The following is a 16,534-nucleotide window of genomic DNA, read 5'->3' on the forward strand; positions in this document are numbered from 1 at the left end:
TCATTACCTCGTCTTCAGTTTCGGGTTAAGTATCTTGTCCATTGCGAACCCGACAAATGCGAATGTCATCCCCATGAAGGCTATCGCCAGTCCCGGCGGTACTACCCACCACCACATTCCGCTCAACATCGCGCCTCCGCTGTTAGCAGCCTGTAATATCTGCCCCCAGGTTACGATCGTCGCATCTCCAAGGCCCAAAAGACTTATCGTGGCTTCTACGACAATTGCGCCCGGTACGTTGAGGGCCATTGAAGCGAAGGCGTAGGGGATAAGCAGAGGAACCATATGTTTGAAGATTATTCTCGTATTGGAGGCTCCAAGAGCCCTGGAGGCCTCAATATAAGTCTCTTCCTTGATCTGGAGTCCCATGCTCCTGACGGTCTTCACCGGTCCTACCCAGTAGAAGATGCACATTATTCCAATCATCACCCAGATATTAGGCTTAAAGACAGCGCTCATGACAATGAGTACGGGAAGCATGGGAACGCTTATGAATATCTCGAATATACGTTGCATTAAAGAATCCTTCCAGCCTCCAACATAAGCACTGATGACACCGTAAACGACACCTATGGAAACCGAAACAAGAGCCGTGAGGAGCCCGATGAGCATGGCCCATTTCACTCCGGCTATTACTCCACTCCAGATATCTCTCTTCGAGTTGTCCGTCCCCAGAATCCCATGTACTCTGCCCGCAATGCTGATAAAGACATTGTCGATCCTCTCGTCTGGCTTTTGCAGTAGAAGTGTTACTTTGAGTCTGTATGTTCCAACGAGCGGCTCAGGATTTCTGAATATTCCCTCCTGGGCTTTCGAGAATAACACATCGGTAGTCTTGATTGTTTGGAGAGGGACTCCTTCAGAAGGGGAGTATTTCTTGCCGAAATTCATCGCCGATGTTTGGGCCGATCTATCGATTGAGACCCTGGCATCTTGACTTGGAGAGGTTTCAAGCTGTTTTCTGTACAAATCAACTGAAAGGCCGTCCGGTCTTTCGATAGAGATAACCACAGTTGGCTTGCCGACTCCAGAAGCATGAAACACGACATCCGAGGGAGCAACAGACGCGGAGTAATCATATTCAAAAACATACTCCTGTATTCTCATTGCACCGGCAAGGGTTTCGGAAAAGGTATACTTCTCGATAGTCTCCGATACCGCGCGCTTCTTTGAGGTAAAGAGATTAATCCACGAAGGAGGTGCACTGGAAGGAAGATCCTGCCAATAGGTAATATCTCTCCACTTCTCGTTGACTTCGGGATATGGTACGATGATAGGTTCAAAGATTAGGATGCAGATAAATACTACGAGAAATATGAGACCAATCATTCCCGACCTAACCTTTCTGAATTCCTTCCAGAAATCGCTTGCCGATCTTCTTAAATCACTCATAGTCATTGTTTACCACCTACCTTGATTCTTGGATCAAGTAGGCCATAAATGAGATCTAGAAGGACTAGACCACAGATATATAAGCCGGTAGTTATCGCGAGGTTTCCCATAAGAACTGGAACATCATTCTGCTGCAAAGCTATCCAGTAAAGGTTTCCCATTCCTGGCCAGGAGAAAATTCCCTCGTAGACAATGTTTCCTCCAACAGAAGCTAGCAATGCCAGCAGAGACATTGTAACAATCGGCGGTGCAGAAGTTCTCATAGTGTGTCCGTAGAGAACCTTCCTTTCAGGGATACCTCTTGCTCTTGCCGCCATTATGTAGTCTTCCTGAAGTACTCCGAGAACGATGTTTCTGGTAAGAAAGGCCCTTCCCCAGAAACCGATAACAACAAGCGTAAGTACTGGGAGCGCGAGGTGATACAGAAGATCGAAGAAGTACGAAATTCCCTCTGGCGGTGGAGTCGAGTGTAGTCCACCGGAGGGAAAGATCTTTACTCCATAGGCGAAGAACATGATCATAATCATTCCCAGCCACCACGACGGCATACCGAAGACCACCATGGTTCCAACTGAAGTGCTTTTGTCCAGTAGTCCTCCGGCCTTTTGTGCCTTTTTCAGTCCCAGAAGAAGGCCGAGAACAATGTCCACCAGCATTGCAACAGAGAAGAGAAGAATGGTCTTCGGTATAGCTTCTGAAACGACATCCCATACGCTTCTGCTTCCATTGGAGGATCTAATGATTGTCGAATTACCAAGATTCAAAGTGAGGGTGTCCCAGGTTCGCCAGAGAATTCTTTCGGCTACTGGTCTTGTTAGGCGGTACAGTGAGTACAGATCGTTTCTTCGATTAATAACGTAGTCTTCCAGCTGACTCTCGTTCAGACTGGTCATCCGCATAGTCTCTCCTCTGATCTGTTCTTCAATTTGCGCTCTTAGGGTCTGTTCCATTACCGTATTGAACAGAGCAGAGAAAATGAAAACCAAGATCGCGTACATAAGTATCCCATAGAGCACTCTCTTAATTGCATACTTCCAGTACATAATTCACCTCGATCAACAAGCAAAATTCTGTTCGATCTCTATTGGGATTCAAAAACGTGTATTTCCCAAAAACAAATGACAAGTAGAAAGAATATGTTATCCTTATTAAGTCTACGAGCTTTCATAGCCGAAAAGATCTCGCCTATGAGAAAAGTTCATTGGTGTTGTGAATCGATTGAAAACACAGTGGTCAGAGGTAAATCACACCCACAACACAACATAAACAATGATAACAAATAGTTCTGCCGACAAATGCAAATAGATATGATGGGTTACGGTACATAACAATTATATACTCACTGTTAAATAATCAGTTGTGTTGCACGGTATAGTTCAAGAGACTAAGGGAGGAAATGTCATGCAGCTTTCTTCATTTGGCGAGGGAACAATTAAGCATTTCACATGGCTGAATGAACCGAAGCGCTGGGAATTGCAGGATGGTAACCTGATAGTGGAATCAGAAGAATCTACCGATTTCTGGCAAAGAACGCATTACGGATTTAGAAACGACAACGGCCATTTTCTTTTTGTCCCATTAATGGAAGATTTCTCGTTTGTCCTTGGCGCGAAGTTCTTCCCGGTCAATCAATACGATCAGGCCGGAGTCATGGTGAGGGTCTCACCTTCCTGCTGGTTGAAGAGCTCTATTGAGTTTGAAGGAAGTGCCCCATCCAAACTAGGTGCCGTTGTTACTAACTCTGGCTATTCAGACTGGTCGACTCAAGATGTATCTTGCGAAACAAGGAGCCTAAGAGTTAAAGTCGACAGAAAGGGATCTGACTACTCAGTTTTTGCTTGGCAGGATGAGTGGGTTCAACTCCGGCTGGCAAGACTAATAGAAGACGACTGCAAACTTCCAGTTATGGTGGGGGCTTATTGCTGTAGTCCAAGAGGAAGTGGCTACAGAGTAGTCTTCGATGAAATCTCCTTGAACTGCAGATAGCCCTCTCGAAGGATATCAAGGAGATCCGAGACTGATCCGGTAATTTAGCCTTCTCCGCCGGAAGTGAGGTTATCTATTTTTGATCGGGCGACATTTCTTGACCAGATTCTTCAGTTATTACCAAGCCTATTTTGAAGGCATCAACCTGTTCCCTTCTTTTTTCGCCTTCAAAATAGAGAAATTCAAGCATAGAATCTCCTGAGTCTGTGGGTTTTAATCGAAACACTGAATACCTTACACCCATATACTCTACTTCAGTGATGTCACCAACAGGTTCTACTGCCGAATATGAAGAAAGTTGCCATTCGCAATCTTCTTCGTTGCCTTTCTTCAATCTAACCAAGACCGTTTGATCGATCCTTATTGAAATCGTTCTTCCATAGTCGGAATCCTGAACAAAAACATATTCCCTAACGGGTTCTGCAACGACTATTGTAGCCTCAAAAGTTCTCTCGGGAGCGACATCTTCCCACAGACTGCCATAATCAAACCTAAGCCTAGCCTGCCCGTAATTCATGCCTTCAAAGTAGAAGGTTTGTGCAACTTTCCCGGCTGAATACGGCGATGGCTCCGTAATTTTCACTTCATTTTCTCTTGGCTGTCGGAGTACTTCAGGAGTGGTGGCAGAGATACGCCATCTTAATCCGGAATCAATAGGGGAATCGAGAATAACCTCTATAGGTTCATTGAGACCGACTACAATAGTTTTTCCCACATCTGAAGAATCAATAATTATCGGATCTATGTTGGGTTTTTCTACATTAATAGAAAATGAAGACGTCCTTATTGAAGTTTCCTCCCACAATGAACCAAAGGAAAACTCAATGGAAGACTTCCCAGATCCAACTACCCGGAAATCGAAGACGTCGCGTCCACCGCCTGATTCCTTAAGCTCTTCGTAGTATGGATCCGAAATCAGTCTTATAGAGTTTTCGTCTAAACTCTTGACTTTCCAGAAGTAGCCTGCACCTCGATTTGAAGGAAGCTTCACGGAAAAATCATCTCCAACGTGAAGTTCGTGAACTTTCTCAAGATCTTCCCATCCGAATACCATATCTCCTGGAACTTCCGACATGTCATCAAGATTCATTTCCTGTTGTCCTTGATGACCAAAGTTTTCTTCGGCTCTTTGAAGGAAATCTTCCACAATGGTTTTGAAGGCTTTCTTCTCTTCAAACATAGGTAGATGTCCGCTGTTCATGAACGTTACAAATTCTATATTTGGAGACCCCTCTTGAAACGTTAAGAGATTCTTGGCGCCGGGAAAGCTGTTTAATCCAGAGCAGATAAGAATCGGTAGGTTAATGTCTAAAAGTCCTGAGGAAAAATCATGTCCTCTAAGAATTCCACTAATGAAGGTAGGGGTTTCTCCCCAAAACAGGTTATAGATTTCCTCGTTTATAATATCTCTGGAAAGTACCGGCTTCAGTTCAGATGTGGGACCATCCCCAAACAAATAATAGAACTTGTCGAAACTCTGAGACGATTCACCATCGGCTAGATCGGATAATGCGGAATCGATTGCAGGGAGGTTCAATCTTGGATTTATCATTACAAGACTGAGCAGTCCTTCAGGATTTGTAAGGGCAAATCCAACGGCGATTGCTGATCCAAATCCATGGCCAAGAAGATGAAAAGAGTTTATTTCGAGCGAAAAAATAAGTGAAGCGAGTTCAGCAACAAAGTATTGAAAATCAATAGCTACATCCGAGTGATTCTTTGAACTCCCACTTTCAAGCTGATCGTATCTCAAAGTCTTCCTTCCACTGAGTATTCCTTTCATATAAGAACTGCTGAAGCCTGGACCGTCGCCAATCAGGATAACCACTTCTCCATCGGCTTCTTCGACTTCATAATGGATCTCGTTTCCGCTAAATAGAATCTGCCCTTCATAAGCTAGACAGCTCGCTGAAAAAGCTAATATTATGATCACAAAGAAAGTACGCAAATAAGACACTCTCCTGCCACAAAACAGATGTAAGAACGCTCCTTTCAATGAACTCGCGATTTCGAAAAGTCCGTCTATGGATCTTATTGGTTGCTTGAATTCACAGCATTGAGTTCCCAAAGAATAATAGATGGAGCTTTCCCTAGTGGACATGCAACCATACACACATTGTCGATTTTCCCCTGTTATTCCAGGCGTAGTATGGAACAAGAGAAAATCTAACATTGTTGCCCTTGCTCTTCACTGATCCAAGGGGGTTGTATAGCTTCTTTTCCCATCCATCCAGATCAAAGGCGACTCCCTTCCCACTAAGAATTACTGGGTTTCCTGGCAGTGCATCACTCTGTGTGACTTCGAAGTTCTTTCTTGAAGGCACTGACAAGGTTCTTACATCGAAATCCGGGTTGTCAACACCTTCTGCGCAGTAAACGAGAGGCCCCCTTTGGACCGAGACTTTGTCAGTGTTTTCCCTAAGAAGAGGGTTGGCGGTCATCAATCGAATGCGCATCGGAAGGGCCAGATATACTTCAGTCTTTCCCTTCCAGTTGCCTTCCAGCCGCACAAATCCCTTCTCTGGACGAAGTTTTTGTTTTATGCCATCGACCTGCACTTCGAATTCTCCTTCGGTCCATTCAGGAATTCTTAGGAGAATAGAGAGCTCAGTATCCAGATCAGTAGCAACAGTTAACTGCACTTCTTCAGAGTGTGGATAAGAAGTTTTCTGAATAATGGAAACTTCTCCGTCTCTAAAAGGAATTGTGGCTTTGCTCTCTTCGTAGAAATTGACCCTGATTTCGTTCAGAGTTGTTCCATAGATATAACCTCCGAAAGAGGTCAGCAATCTAGCGATGTTTGGAGGACAGCACGCGCATTCAAACCATTCCTCTCGCTCGCGTTTACCTGCGTCTTCCAGAGGATTGACATAGAAGTAGCGTTTACCATCAAGCGAAATTCCCGACAACACTCCATTATAGAAAGACTGCTCGAATAGGTCCAGGTACTTGGCATCACCAGATATCATATACATGCGCCAGTTCCAGAAGACATTTCCAACTGCAGCACATGTTTCCGCATAAGCTCTTCTGCTGGGTAATTCGAACTCTTCTCCGAAGGATTCTCCCTCGTATCTTGAGCCGGCGCCACCAGTAACGTACATCTTCCTTGCTGTGAGATCGATCCATAGTCTTTCAAGGACTGCCAGCAGGGTCTCGTCTCCAGTTTCAAGAAATATGTCTGCCGCGCCCGCCAGTAAGTACAGCATCCTAACCGCATGACCGGTAAGCTCTTTTAGTTCTCTGAACGGTACATGATCTATGTGATACTCATCGCCGCCAACATAACCTCTACCGCGATTGTCGATAAGCATCTGAGCAAATTTCAAATAGTCGCGATTGCCTGTTTCTCTGTGTAGTTCGATCATTGCCATCTCTAACTCGGGATGGCCTGTGGTCACTTTGCAGTCGTCATCTCTAAAGCTGTCAAGAATATTGTCGGCAGCACTTACGCAAACCTTGAACAGCGTCTCGTCACCAGAGGCTCTCTTGTTGGCTATACCTGCCTGGATAAGATGGCCCGCACAGTAGAGTTCGTGCATGTTCTTCAAATCTTTCCATCTTTCCCCCGCCTTCTGGCCAACAAAGTAAGTGTTGATATAACCGTCACCGCTTATCTCCTGTGCCTTTTCTATAAGAGTTATCAAAGACTCAATTCTGGCACGAATTTCGGGGTCCTCGTTATATGAAAGAGAGTAAGACGCCGCCTCTATCCACTTATAAACATCGGAATCATTGAAAAACCAGCCGGTGAAGCTCCCTTCCATGTTCCCTGCTGCCTTTCGAAAGTTGTCTATTCTTCCAGTTGACTCCAGATACTCGTATTGCATAGGCAAACTGGTAGACTTCATGAGTCCCTGATATCTTCCGACAAACCCCTGTAGTTCCACTTTCTCGATAGCCAGGGGCCTTACTTGCGCTCTTGGTGACCGTGACGTGTCATTCACGAATGTCACTGTTCTCACCTCCAAAGAAGATCCTCTCTTGTCAAGAGTAGCAGAAAACGGTCACACTTTTGTATCCTTAGGTAAGGAGGTATTTTGCCATGTTCGAGAAAATAGACTATTGGGTTTCAGCTGCGAGCTATTCGGATAGAAATGGTACATGGCTACTCGAGGCAGCGCTGATTCATCCGAATATTGGAGAGTCTCACGACTATGGGGAAGAATGGACGCGAGAAGAAATAATCGATAAGTGCGACGTATTTGTGTTTTGTCTTATAACAAAAGACGCGAAGGGGAACTGGAAAAGAGGAGGGCAACTTAGAAAGATTGAAACTGACAAGGGAGTTTTCATAAGAGTCGACGGTTTGGAAAAAACGGGGGATTATCTTGGAGACATTCCTTTTATTGAGGAGATTGAATGACTCTCTTGAATTAGGTCTGATCCTAACTTGAGCCATTAAGAAGATCCAAATATGTTCAGTTTTATGTTGGTCAGAAGTGGTCGATATTTCTCCAAATAAAAGAGGTTCCTTTGCAGCTTCTTCTGACGATACACACTGTGATATTATTAAGATTATTACAACATCTTATATTAATTGATTTCTTAGTTGCGGACAAAAATACGGTTTGGGGGTTCTCATGAAAGCCAAGTTTGCTTTGATTCTTTATGTTTTGTTTATTTTTGCGAACGCTTGCGGAGTAGGTTCTATAAGATACCTGGTTAGGCCGGGCGACAGATTGTTCAACATCATCAGAGACTATAATCTGAGAATCAGTACAGTACTCGACCTGAACTGCATCGCCAATCCTCGTCAGCTTGAACCTGGGGAATTCATAAATCTTCCTACTGGAGACGGTTTCTTTTATGAAGTTCAGTATGGTGATTCAATTGACTTCATCGCGAAGCTTTTCTTTGCTCTTGCCGAAGAAATCATGGCTGCAAATGGTTTGAAATGTACCTCGGTAATTTATCCTGGACAAAGGCTGTTTATCCCGCTTGAATCAATAAATGTCTGCGGAAGTATTAATCCTGGTACGCAGTTTACCTGGCCGGTATATGGAAAGATCTCTTCGGAATTTGGTTGGCGAAAGGATCCCTTTACCGGAGTTTCTACCTTTCATTCCGGTATAGATATCGCAGTTCAAAAAGATGCGCCCGTTTTTGCCTCCAAGGATGGAATGGTAATGGAGGCGCAGGAAAGCGGTGGGTATGGACTGAACATAATAATCCAACATTATGACGGCAGCAAAACAAGATATTCACACCTGAATCATATCAGTGTATATGTTGGTCAGAGAGTGCTAAGGGGAGAGTTAATCGGTAGAGTGGGAGAAACCGGGAGAGCTACGGGACCTCATCTGCATTTCGAGATTATCGATTCCAATGATCAATGCAGGAATCCAAGAAGTTATCTTACAGGTATAAACTACATGTACGTTAGAAGAGAAGCAGATAGCCTTGGCGTTGGGGGTAGATAGAATTACAAACACAGTATACGTTGAATCAAACTCTTTTGATCCCTGGTTGAATCTTGCCATTGAAGAGTACCTTTTGAATTCGTACGCCCGCGATAGCAGCGTGCTGTATCTGTGGCAGAACGAAAAAACGGTGGTAATCGGCAGAAATCAGAATGCATGGCAGGAATGCAGACTCGACAATCTTGAAAGGGATGGTGGAAGACTGGCAAGAAGATTGTCTGGCGGTGGGGCTGTCTATCATGATCTTGGAAACCTCAACTTTACGTTTCTCATGCCGAGAAAGGAATACAACCTCCACAGGCAACTTTCTGTAATTGTAGATGCTGTAAAGGAACTAGGAATTGAAGCACATTTCAGTGGTAGAAACGATATTTTGGCGGGCGGAAAGAAGTTCTCAGGAAATGCTTTCTATCATGGGCAATTTGCCTCCTATCACCATGGAACAATTTTGATAGACGTAGACACCGGAAAGCTTTCCGAATATCTAAATGTCTCAAAGGAAAAGATCGAATCCAAGGGAGTTAAATCAGTTGTGTCGAGAGTTGTCAATCTCAAGGAAATGAAACCGGATTTAACCATTGACACAATGAAAAAGGCAATGTATAGAGGTTTCATTGAGGAGTACGGCCAGATAGTCAGTGTTCTAGACTTTGAAAGGGTAATTGAGTCGGAAGATATTGGAGACCTTTATGAGAAATATTCTTCAAAGGAATGGCTTTTGGGGAGAAATCCTGAATTCAATTTCAGAGCAAGCAAAAGGTTTCAGTGGGGAGGTATTGAACTCCTGTTTACATCCAGAAAGGGAAAAATCGTGGATGTGACAGTATATTCTGATTCAATGGATGTAGATTTCATTGAGGAACTGAGACGTGGGCTTAAGAATATTGAATTCTCCAGATCAAGTATTTTAAAAGCTCTTAACAACCTTCCTAGATACATCGAACGGGATGACATCATTAACTGGCTTGGGATAACTGACTTCATTTAATCCGTCAGCTTAGAGACCACATATCTCATCCGATCAAAATAATCATCTGGAGTCTATTTATGACCAAATTTGTGTTCTAGAACACTGCAAACTATTAGAATCGGTCGGTTTTCTGCACGTGGGTTTTATAACCCAGTGCGAAGAAAAATAAGTATTTTGTTCGAGATAGATGACTTCAAATGATCTATTCAACTCATTTACTATTGACTGCCAGCAGCAATAATCTGAAAAATCTTCATAAGCCGATAATAATCGTTTTCATTTTTGCGAACTGAGAGAAATCTCTGTGAAAGCAGGGAAAAGATGTTCTATAATGTAACTGATGACAAGCAAAATTTCCTCTTTTTCTATGTTTTACTAGATAGATCAAAAATAATTCGAGGACTACAGGAGGTTTAGAATGGCACGAGTAATGAAAACTATGGACGGTAATACTGCTGCCGCCCATGTTGCTTACGCATTCACGGAGGTTGCGGCGATTTATCCCATTACTCCTTCATCATCCATGGCCGAGCTTGCAGACGCTTGGGCGGCAAATGGAAGGAAAAACATTTTCGGGCGACCAGTTGATGTAATAGAAATGCAATCGGAAGGCGGAGCAGCCGGAGCGGTCCACGGATCACTTGTAGCAGGGGCCCTAACAACTACATTTACTGCATCACAGGGGTTGTTGCTGATGATTCCCAACATGTATAAAATTGCAGGAGAGCTTTTGCCAGGGGTTTTTCACGTCAGCGCAAGGGCTATAGCGGCTCACGCCCTTTCGATTTTTGGTGACCATTCAGATGTGATGGCGACAAGACAGACGGGATTTGCGTTGCTTGCTTCTGGAAGTGTCCAGGAAGTAATGGATCTCGGATCCGTTGCTCACCTGTCGGCAATCAAATCCAGAATCCCATTCCTTCATTTCTTCGATGGATTCAGAACTTCGAGCGAAATTCAGAAGATCGAAGTTATGGACTATGATGATCTCAAAGAACTTGTCGATTATAAGGCGCTTAAGGAATTCAGAGACAGGGCCCTCAATCCAGAGCATCCCAAAACAATGGGAACGGCCCAGAATCCCGATATCTTCTTCCAGGCGAAGGAAGCTTCGAACAGATTCTATGATGCAGTTCCAGAAATCGTAGCCGATTACATGAAGGAGATTTCGAAGATAACAGGCAGGGAGTACAAGCCTTTCGTCTACTATGGTGATCCAGAAGCGGAACACGTAATTGTCGCGATGGGTTCAGTTACCGATACAATCGAGGAGACAGTCGACTACCTAATGAAAAAGGGTGAGAAGGTCGGTGTAATAAAGGTACACCTCTACAGACCATTCTCTGCAAAACACTTCTTTGAGGTTCTTCCAAATTCAGTCAAGAGGATTTCTACTCTAGACAGAACAAAAGAGCCGGGCTCTCTTGGGGAACCTCTATACGAAGATGTGAAGACTCTCTTCTATGGGGATAAGAATGCTCCAGAAGTCTATGGCGGCAGATACGGACTGGGTTCAAAGGATACCACACCTTCTCAGATTAAAGCTGTCTATGACAATCTTAAGCTTTCGACACCAAAGGACCACTTTACGATAGGTATAGTCGATGATGTCACCAATACTTCTCTCGAGATAAAGGAGAAGATCAATACCGCTCCAGAAGGTACTATTCGTTGCAAGTTCTGGGGACTTGGTTCCGACGGTACGGTGGGAGCTAACAAGGACGCGATAAAGATAATCGGTGATCACACCGACATGTATGCCCAGGGATATTTCGCTTATGATTCAAAGAAGTCCGGTGGAGTAACCATATCGCATCTTAGATTCGGCAAGAAGCCGATAAAGTCGACCTACCTGATCGATGAAGCCGATTATGTTGCCTGCCACAAGCAGTCATATGTGAATCAGTACGAGTTGTTGGAAGGACTTAAGAAGGGTGGAACGTTTGTCCTTAACACCAGCTGGGATTCTGAAGAGCTTGACAGGAATCTTCCCGGTAACATGAAAAAGTACCTTGCAGACAACAATATTAATTTCTACACGATCGATGCCACGAAAATTGCCATGGAGATCGGTCTTGGAACGAGAATCAATACGATAATGCAATCTGCCTTCTTCAAGCTGGCTAATGTAATACCTATAGAAGAAGCTATCAAGTATCTGAAAGAAGCAATAGTCAAGTCTTATGGTACCAAAGGCGAAAAAGTGGTACAGATGAACTACAAAGCAGTTGATAGTGGAATAGATGCGTTGAAGAAAATAGATATTCCGGAATCATGGGCAAAGGCACAAGATGAGAAAAAGGAAGAAGACTCCGAAAGACCTGAATTTGTGAGGAAAGTTGCAGATGTTATGAACAGACAGCAGGGAGACAAACTTCCTGTTTCTGCTTTCTTGGGAAGGGAGAACGGAGAATTTCCCAATGGAACGGCTGCATTCGAAAAACGCGGTATTGCTGTACTGATACCTGAATGGCAGCCCGACAACTGCATTCAGTGCAATCAGTGTTCTCTTGTCTGTCCACACGCAGCGATCAGGCCCTTCCTCATAAACGAAGAAGAAGAAAAGAAGGCTCCCGTTGCCTTTGAATCAATTAAAGCACTCGGAGGGAAGTCTTTCGAAGGACTGAAGTACAGGATTCAGGTTTCCCCTCTTGACTGTACAGGTTGTGGAAACTGCGCAGATATTTGTCCGGCTCCGAAAAATGCTCTCTTAATGAAACCACTTGAATCGCAGGTTGAGAAAGAGGTCCCAAATTGGGAATTCTCTACTACCATTTCTGAGAAAAAGGATGTCATGAACGTCGAAACATTGAAGGGTAGTCAATTCTCCAAACCTCTCCTGGAATTTTCCGGGGCATGTGCGGGATGTGGCGAGACCCCTTATGCACAGTTAGTAACACAACTCTTCGGTGACAGAATGCTTATAGCCAACGCGACGGGATGTTCTTCTATCTGGGGAGCCTCGGCTCCTTCGACTCCTTATTGTATGAACGGCGAAGGCAAGGGACCTGCATGGGCGAATTCACTGTTTGAAGACAACGCTGAGTACGGATTCGGTATGGCTATGGCAGTCAACCACGGTAGAAACAAGCTTGCAAAGATTATGGAAGAGCTCTTAGAACAAGACATTCCGGAAGATATGAAGGAACCATTCGAGGCCTGGCTGAAAGGTAAGGATGATGCTAAGGCTTCAAAGGCGGCCACAATGGGCATCCTCAATGCAATTTCAAAGGGTTGTAAAAATGAAAGGGCAAGTACGCTCTTGAAGGAAATTGAGGAGAGAAAGGATCTCTTGATTAAGAAATCTGTATGGATCTTTGGTGGAGATGGATGGGGCTACGACATAGGTTACGGCGGTCTCGATCACGTACTTGCGTCCGGAGAGGATGTAAACGTTCTCCTCTTTGATACCGAAGTCTACTCCAATACCGGTGGTCAGTCTTCGAAGTCCACTCCGACAGGTGCGGTAGCGAAGTTTGCTGCTTCGGGAAAGAAGACTAAGAAGAAGGATCTTGGTAGAATGGCAATGACCTATGGATACATCTATGTAGCACAAGTTGCTATGGGTGCAGACAAGAATCAAGTTGTCAAGGCCATTATAGAAGCTGAGAAATATCCTGGGCCATCTCTGATCATTGCATATTCTCCCTGTATAAACCACGGTATCAAGATTGGAATGGGTAAGACTCAAGAGCAGGAGAAGAGAGCGGTAGCTTCAGGTTACTGGCATCTTTACAGATACAATCCTCTCTTGAAAGAACAGGGCAAGAATCCCTTCATTCTCGATTCAAAGGAACCGAAAGAATCATTTATCGATTTCTTGATGAGCGAGGTTAGATACAGCGCTCTGAAATCAACCTTCCCGGACATCGCCGATGAGTTGTTCAAAAAGGCCGAAAGTGATGCTAAGGAGAGATACGAGATTTATAGAAAGCTTGCCTCTGAATAGAGGATTCTAAATGGGCGGGTGGTGATAAGCCACCCGTTTCTTGCAAAACGCACTAGCCATGTGTGCTCAGATTTACTGAAGGAGGTTTCAAATGAACGCAATTGATTATGCATTGAAACTAGAAAAAGACGGTAAGGCTTACTACACTAAACAGGCCCAGTGTTCGGAGGACATTCAGCTTAAGAAATTGTTTGAAATGCTCGCAAATGATGAACAGAGGCATTATGAGATCATAAGTGGATTCAAAGACAAGAATTACAAGTACAAAGGCACATATACTTTCAAGACCACTAGAAATATGTTTTCCGAAATGCTCATTGATAAGAAATGCTTTGAGATTGATGCTACGAATCTTGAAGCTTATGAGCACGCAGTTGAAATGGAAAAAGAAAGTGTTAAGCTTTATCTTGATCAGGCAAAGCAAACAAGTGAACCATCCGAAAAAGAGATATTATTGAAGCTGGCTGCGGAGGAAAACAAACACCAGATAATTCTAGAGAATCTCATGGATTTTGTTAGAAAGGGCCTCGATTGGACCGAATCCCCTGAATTCAGCCATTTGGAAGAATGGGATAAGTTTACGGACCTAGACAAGTACTGATTTGGTTTTACTTCAAATATAAGGAAAGACCGGGACATCGTCCCGGTCTCCTTAACTCAGGGGTAATCCATGTCGCCTTCGTTTGTCTTACATTTTAAAGGGGTTGTGCCTGTGGTTTCTCTGGTCTCTGATAATCAGACTTGATACCCGAGAAAAAGGTTCAGTCGGTAAGAAGTTTTTCAGCTGTTTGAAGATCCTCAGGAGTGTTGATCCCCAGAAATTCCTCTTTGTGGCTTGTTGAAAATCCGCATACAGACTTGTTGTCCGACAATGCCAAAGCAACAATATCTGCAATGTAAATTTCTCCAGTTTCCTTGTTTGGCACAAGCTGACCGATGTACTCCTGAACAATCTCTTTTTTGATGATTATCGGACCGATGTAAAACTCCCAGGGAGGTGGGAAGTCAGGGATCTTTCTTTCTTCGAAGGAAACGACTTTACCATTTTCATTTCTCTCGACCAGTGCATAGGGAAACTTTTCCTGGGTGATTCCAGAGAGAAAAGTAATATCACAGTCACCGTTCCTGTGAAGCTCTACCAGAGATTTCAAAGATCCCTTTGCGATAAGAACAAGATCAGAGTACATCACTAGAATGTCTGAGTTGTCTGGGATCAGGTGAAGGCTCCTCTTCAAAGCGTCGGCGGTTCCTTTGGGTGAGTTCTGATAAGCTAAAAGAGTATTTTCATCGAGCACTTCTCTGAATTCCTTTTCAAAGTCCGGATTAATTACAACAATTGAGCATTTGCTTTCACAAAAAGCCGAAACCTTGTTCAAGACGTGAATTATCATGGGTTTTCCCTTTATTTTTACTAATGGCTTGGGAACCTCAGACTTCAATCTCTTGCCTTTTCCGGCGGCGAGAATCACGGGAACTAACACTATAATCCCTCCTTCCTAATTATGATAACACTTCCATCTTGTGATGAATATTTGCGTCCTTTTTCTTTTTAAGGGTTTTGCCATGTGTTATGTCTAGAATTCTCTTTGAGTCGGCCTTGCATTAATTCTATGAAAGAGATTCTATTAATTCAATGATGACATCACTGAAAAAAGTGGCGGACTTAGGCGATCCATTACTAATTAGGAAAGGTTATAATCTTAACTTAAGGGAGGTTGAGGTTTGGTGGAGTATCTGGATTTGTCCTTAAGATTGTTTTGTGCTCTCGTTGCAGGAGCGCTTATAGGTGCCACAAGGGAAAGGATCTATAAACCTGCCGGTCTCAGAACTCACTCGTTGATATGTGTTGGAGCCGCCTTTATAACTGTCCTCTCCACAACTGTGTTTGTCACCGCCGAGCATGGTGATCCGGGAAGAGTAGCGGCACAGATTGTCTCGGGCATAGGATTCCTAGGAGCTGGAACAATCCTGAAAAAAGGTTTTTCAGTCAAAGGCTTGACCACGGCCGCGACACTCTGGGTAACGGCTGCTGTCGGGATGGGTTTCGGCAGCGGGGAATACTTGCTCTCGGCAGTAGTGACGGTCTTCGCGTTGCTTATAGTTCTTTTCCTTAAAAGGATTGAGTTGTTTATCGGAGGGAGAAATCTTCCCAGAGTTTTGATAGTTGCTGAAAACAGTCAGGAAACGTCTACGAAGGTCTCCGAATGGTTCAAGGACAATGGATTGACGGTTGAGTCAATGGAAATTGAAGAGGACGATGAAGTCCTTAGTCTTCTAATTGAGTTAAGCAGAGGAGATGCCTTAAAGGTAAAAAACATTATGGTGGGTCTTTCCACACTGAAGGGTGTCAAGAGCGCAGAGCTTCGATGACTTCTATTTTCTTCGACAGATATGGTCTATCCAGAGTTCCTTACCTCCTATCGAAAAGATGTAATCGTTCCCTGGAGATTAAGTACTCCTCCAGGACCGCTTACGATTGTTAGGGTTACGGTGACCCCGCCGATTACCTTACCGTTGATGTCTAAGAAGTCCTGGACATTTTCGAGAATGCCATTTATCTCCACATTGATGTTGCCTCCATATTCACCGTAGTAGAGAATCACAGCGGATGAGTTTACCGGGAACTTGAAGGAAACGGTGATGTTGTTCAGGTTGACGTCCTTTCCAGAATGACCTGCCAACCCGCCGTTGGTAACAGTCATCACACCGTTGGGAGTTGAAGTGCCATTTGACCATACGAATGGCTTCATATCCATTCGCGTTGTTTGCTCAAAGAGGATCTCGCTATTGTAGTACTTTGTCCCAATCCGGAGC

At 44.0% G+C, this 16,534-nt stretch carries 13 protein-coding genes; 7 read left to right on the plus strand and 6 right to left on the minus strand.

All coding sequences use genetic code 11. The features are described from left to right. Positions 1-3 precede the first annotated feature (3 nt). A complete protein-coding gene (locus THEBA_RS09775) occupies positions 4-1,392 on the minus strand; it encodes an ABC transporter permease (protein ID WP_236609142.1) in 1,389 nt (462 codons plus the stop codon). Positions 1,393-1,394: 2 nt separating this feature from the next. Continuing rightward, positions 1,395-2,435, minus strand: coding sequence for an ABC transporter permease (locus THEBA_RS09780; protein WP_014731392.1), 1,041 nt, complete (start codon positions 2,433-2,435; stop codon positions 1,395-1,397). Positions 2,436-2,793: 358 nt separating this feature from the next. Between THEBA_RS09780 and THEBA_RS09785 the strand changes: the two genes are divergently transcribed. Then, positions 2,794-3,378 (plus strand): DUF1349 domain-containing protein, encoded by a 585-nt coding sequence (locus THEBA_RS09785; protein WP_006488162.1) that lies wholly within the window; start codon positions 2,794-2,796, stop codon positions 3,376-3,378. A gap of 73 nt (positions 3,379-3,451) precedes the next feature. Here the strand turns inward: THEBA_RS09785 and THEBA_RS09790 are convergent, their stop codons facing one another. Beyond that, a complete protein-coding gene (locus THEBA_RS09790; RefSeq protein WP_014731393.1) occupies positions 3,452-5,326 on the minus strand; it encodes an alpha/beta fold hydrolase in 1,875 nt (624 codons plus the stop codon). 142 nt (positions 5,327-5,468) lie between these two features. Then, positions 5,469-7,334 (minus strand): glycoside hydrolase family 127 protein, encoded by a 1,866-nt coding sequence (locus THEBA_RS09795; RefSeq protein WP_006488160.1) that lies wholly within the window; start codon positions 7,332-7,334, stop codon positions 5,469-5,471. Between the two features lie 89 nt (positions 7,335-7,423). Here THEBA_RS09795 and THEBA_RS09800 point away from each other — a divergent pair, with 89 nt between their 5' ends. The 5 genes from THEBA_RS09800 (at position 7,424) to THEBA_RS09820 (ending at position 14,321) form a co-directional block, all read left to right on the plus strand. Next, positions 7,424-7,744, plus strand: coding sequence for a hypothetical protein (locus THEBA_RS09800; RefSeq protein WP_006488159.1), 321 nt, complete (start codon positions 7,424-7,426; stop codon positions 7,742-7,744). Positions 7,745-7,961: 217 nt separating this feature from the next. After that, on the plus strand, positions 7,962-8,801 hold the full coding sequence (locus THEBA_RS09805; protein ID WP_006488158.1) for a M23 family metallopeptidase: 840 nt from the start codon (positions 7,962-7,964) through the stop codon (positions 8,799-8,801). After that, the gene (locus tag THEBA_RS09810) at positions 8,782-9,789 is read left to right on the plus strand and encodes a lipoate--protein ligase (protein WP_014731394.1); all 1,008 of its coding nucleotides are present in this window, start codon (positions 8,782-8,784) and stop codon (positions 9,787-9,789) included. Before THEBA_RS09805 ends, THEBA_RS09810 begins: the two co-directional genes overlap by 20 nt. A gap of 400 nt (positions 9,790-10,189) precedes the next feature. Next, positions 10,190-13,720, plus strand: a complete 3,531-nt coding sequence (nifJ, locus tag THEBA_RS09815; RefSeq protein ID WP_006488153.1) for a pyruvate:ferredoxin (flavodoxin) oxidoreductase — start codon at positions 10,190-10,192, stop codon at positions 13,718-13,720. Between the two features lie 91 nt (positions 13,721-13,811). After that, positions 13,812-14,321 (plus strand): ferritin family protein, encoded by a 510-nt coding sequence (locus THEBA_RS09820; protein ID WP_014731395.1) that lies wholly within the window; start codon positions 13,812-13,814, stop codon positions 14,319-14,321. A 160-nt stretch (positions 14,322-14,481) separates the two neighbouring features. Here the strand turns inward: THEBA_RS09820 and THEBA_RS09825 are convergent, their stop codons facing one another. Continuing rightward, positions 14,482-15,201 carry a sugar phosphate nucleotidyltransferase gene (locus THEBA_RS09825; RefSeq protein ID WP_014731396.1) on the minus strand — a complete coding sequence of 240 codons (720 nt, stop codon included), beginning with the start codon at positions 15,199-15,201 and terminating at the stop codon, positions 14,482-14,484. A gap of 244 nt (positions 15,202-15,445) precedes the next feature. Here THEBA_RS09825 and THEBA_RS09830 point away from each other — a divergent pair, with 244 nt between their 5' ends. Next, on the plus strand, positions 15,446-16,090 hold the full coding sequence (locus tag THEBA_RS09830; RefSeq protein WP_014731397.1) for an MgtC/SapB family protein: 645 nt from the start codon (positions 15,446-15,448) through the stop codon (positions 16,088-16,090). 47 nt (positions 16,091-16,137) lie between these two features. Here THEBA_RS09830 and THEBA_RS09835 read toward each other — a convergent pair whose 3' ends face one another. Continuing rightward, positions 16,138-16,476 carry a hypothetical protein gene (locus tag THEBA_RS09835; RefSeq protein WP_014731398.1) on the minus strand — a complete coding sequence of 113 codons (339 nt, stop codon included), beginning with the start codon at positions 16,474-16,476 and terminating at the stop codon, positions 16,138-16,140. Positions 16,477-16,534 lie beyond the last annotated feature (58 nt).

The organism is Mesotoga prima MesG1.Ag.4.2 (assembly GCF_000147715.2).
In the GTDB taxonomy this organism is placed as follows: domain Bacteria; phylum Thermotogota; class Thermotogae; order Petrotogales; family Kosmotogaceae; genus Mesotoga; species Mesotoga prima.

Bases quoted from the DNA above. Each gene is read 5' to 3' on its own strand.
- THEBA_RS09805 (WP_006488158.1), top strand. From the start codon at position 7,962: ATGAAAGCCAAGTTTGCTTTGATTCTTTATGTTTTGTTTATTTTTGCG.
- THEBA_RS09835 (WP_014731398.1), bottom strand. From the start codon at position 16,476: ATGGATATGAAGCCATTCGTATGGTCAAATGGCACTTCAACTCCCAAC.
- THEBA_RS09785 (WP_006488162.1), top strand. From the start codon at position 2,794: ATGCAGCTTTCTTCATTTGGCGAGGGAACAATTAAGCATTTCACATGG.
- THEBA_RS09775 (WP_236609142.1), bottom strand. From the start codon at position 1,392: ATGAGTGATTTAAGAAGATCGGCAAGCGATTTCTGGAAGGAATTCAGA.
- THEBA_RS09780 (WP_014731392.1), bottom strand. From the start codon at position 2,435: ATGTACTGGAAGTATGCAATTAAGAGAGTGCTCTATGGGATACTTATG.
- THEBA_RS09800 (WP_006488159.1), top strand. From the start codon at position 7,424: ATGTTCGAGAAAATAGACTATTGGGTTTCAGCTGCGAGCTATTCGGAT.
- nifJ (WP_006488153.1), top strand. From the start codon at position 10,190: ATGGCACGAGTAATGAAAACTATGGACGGTAATACTGCTGCCGCCCAT.
- THEBA_RS09820 (WP_014731395.1), top strand. From the start codon at position 13,812: ATGAACGCAATTGATTATGCATTGAAACTAGAAAAAGACGGTAAGGCT.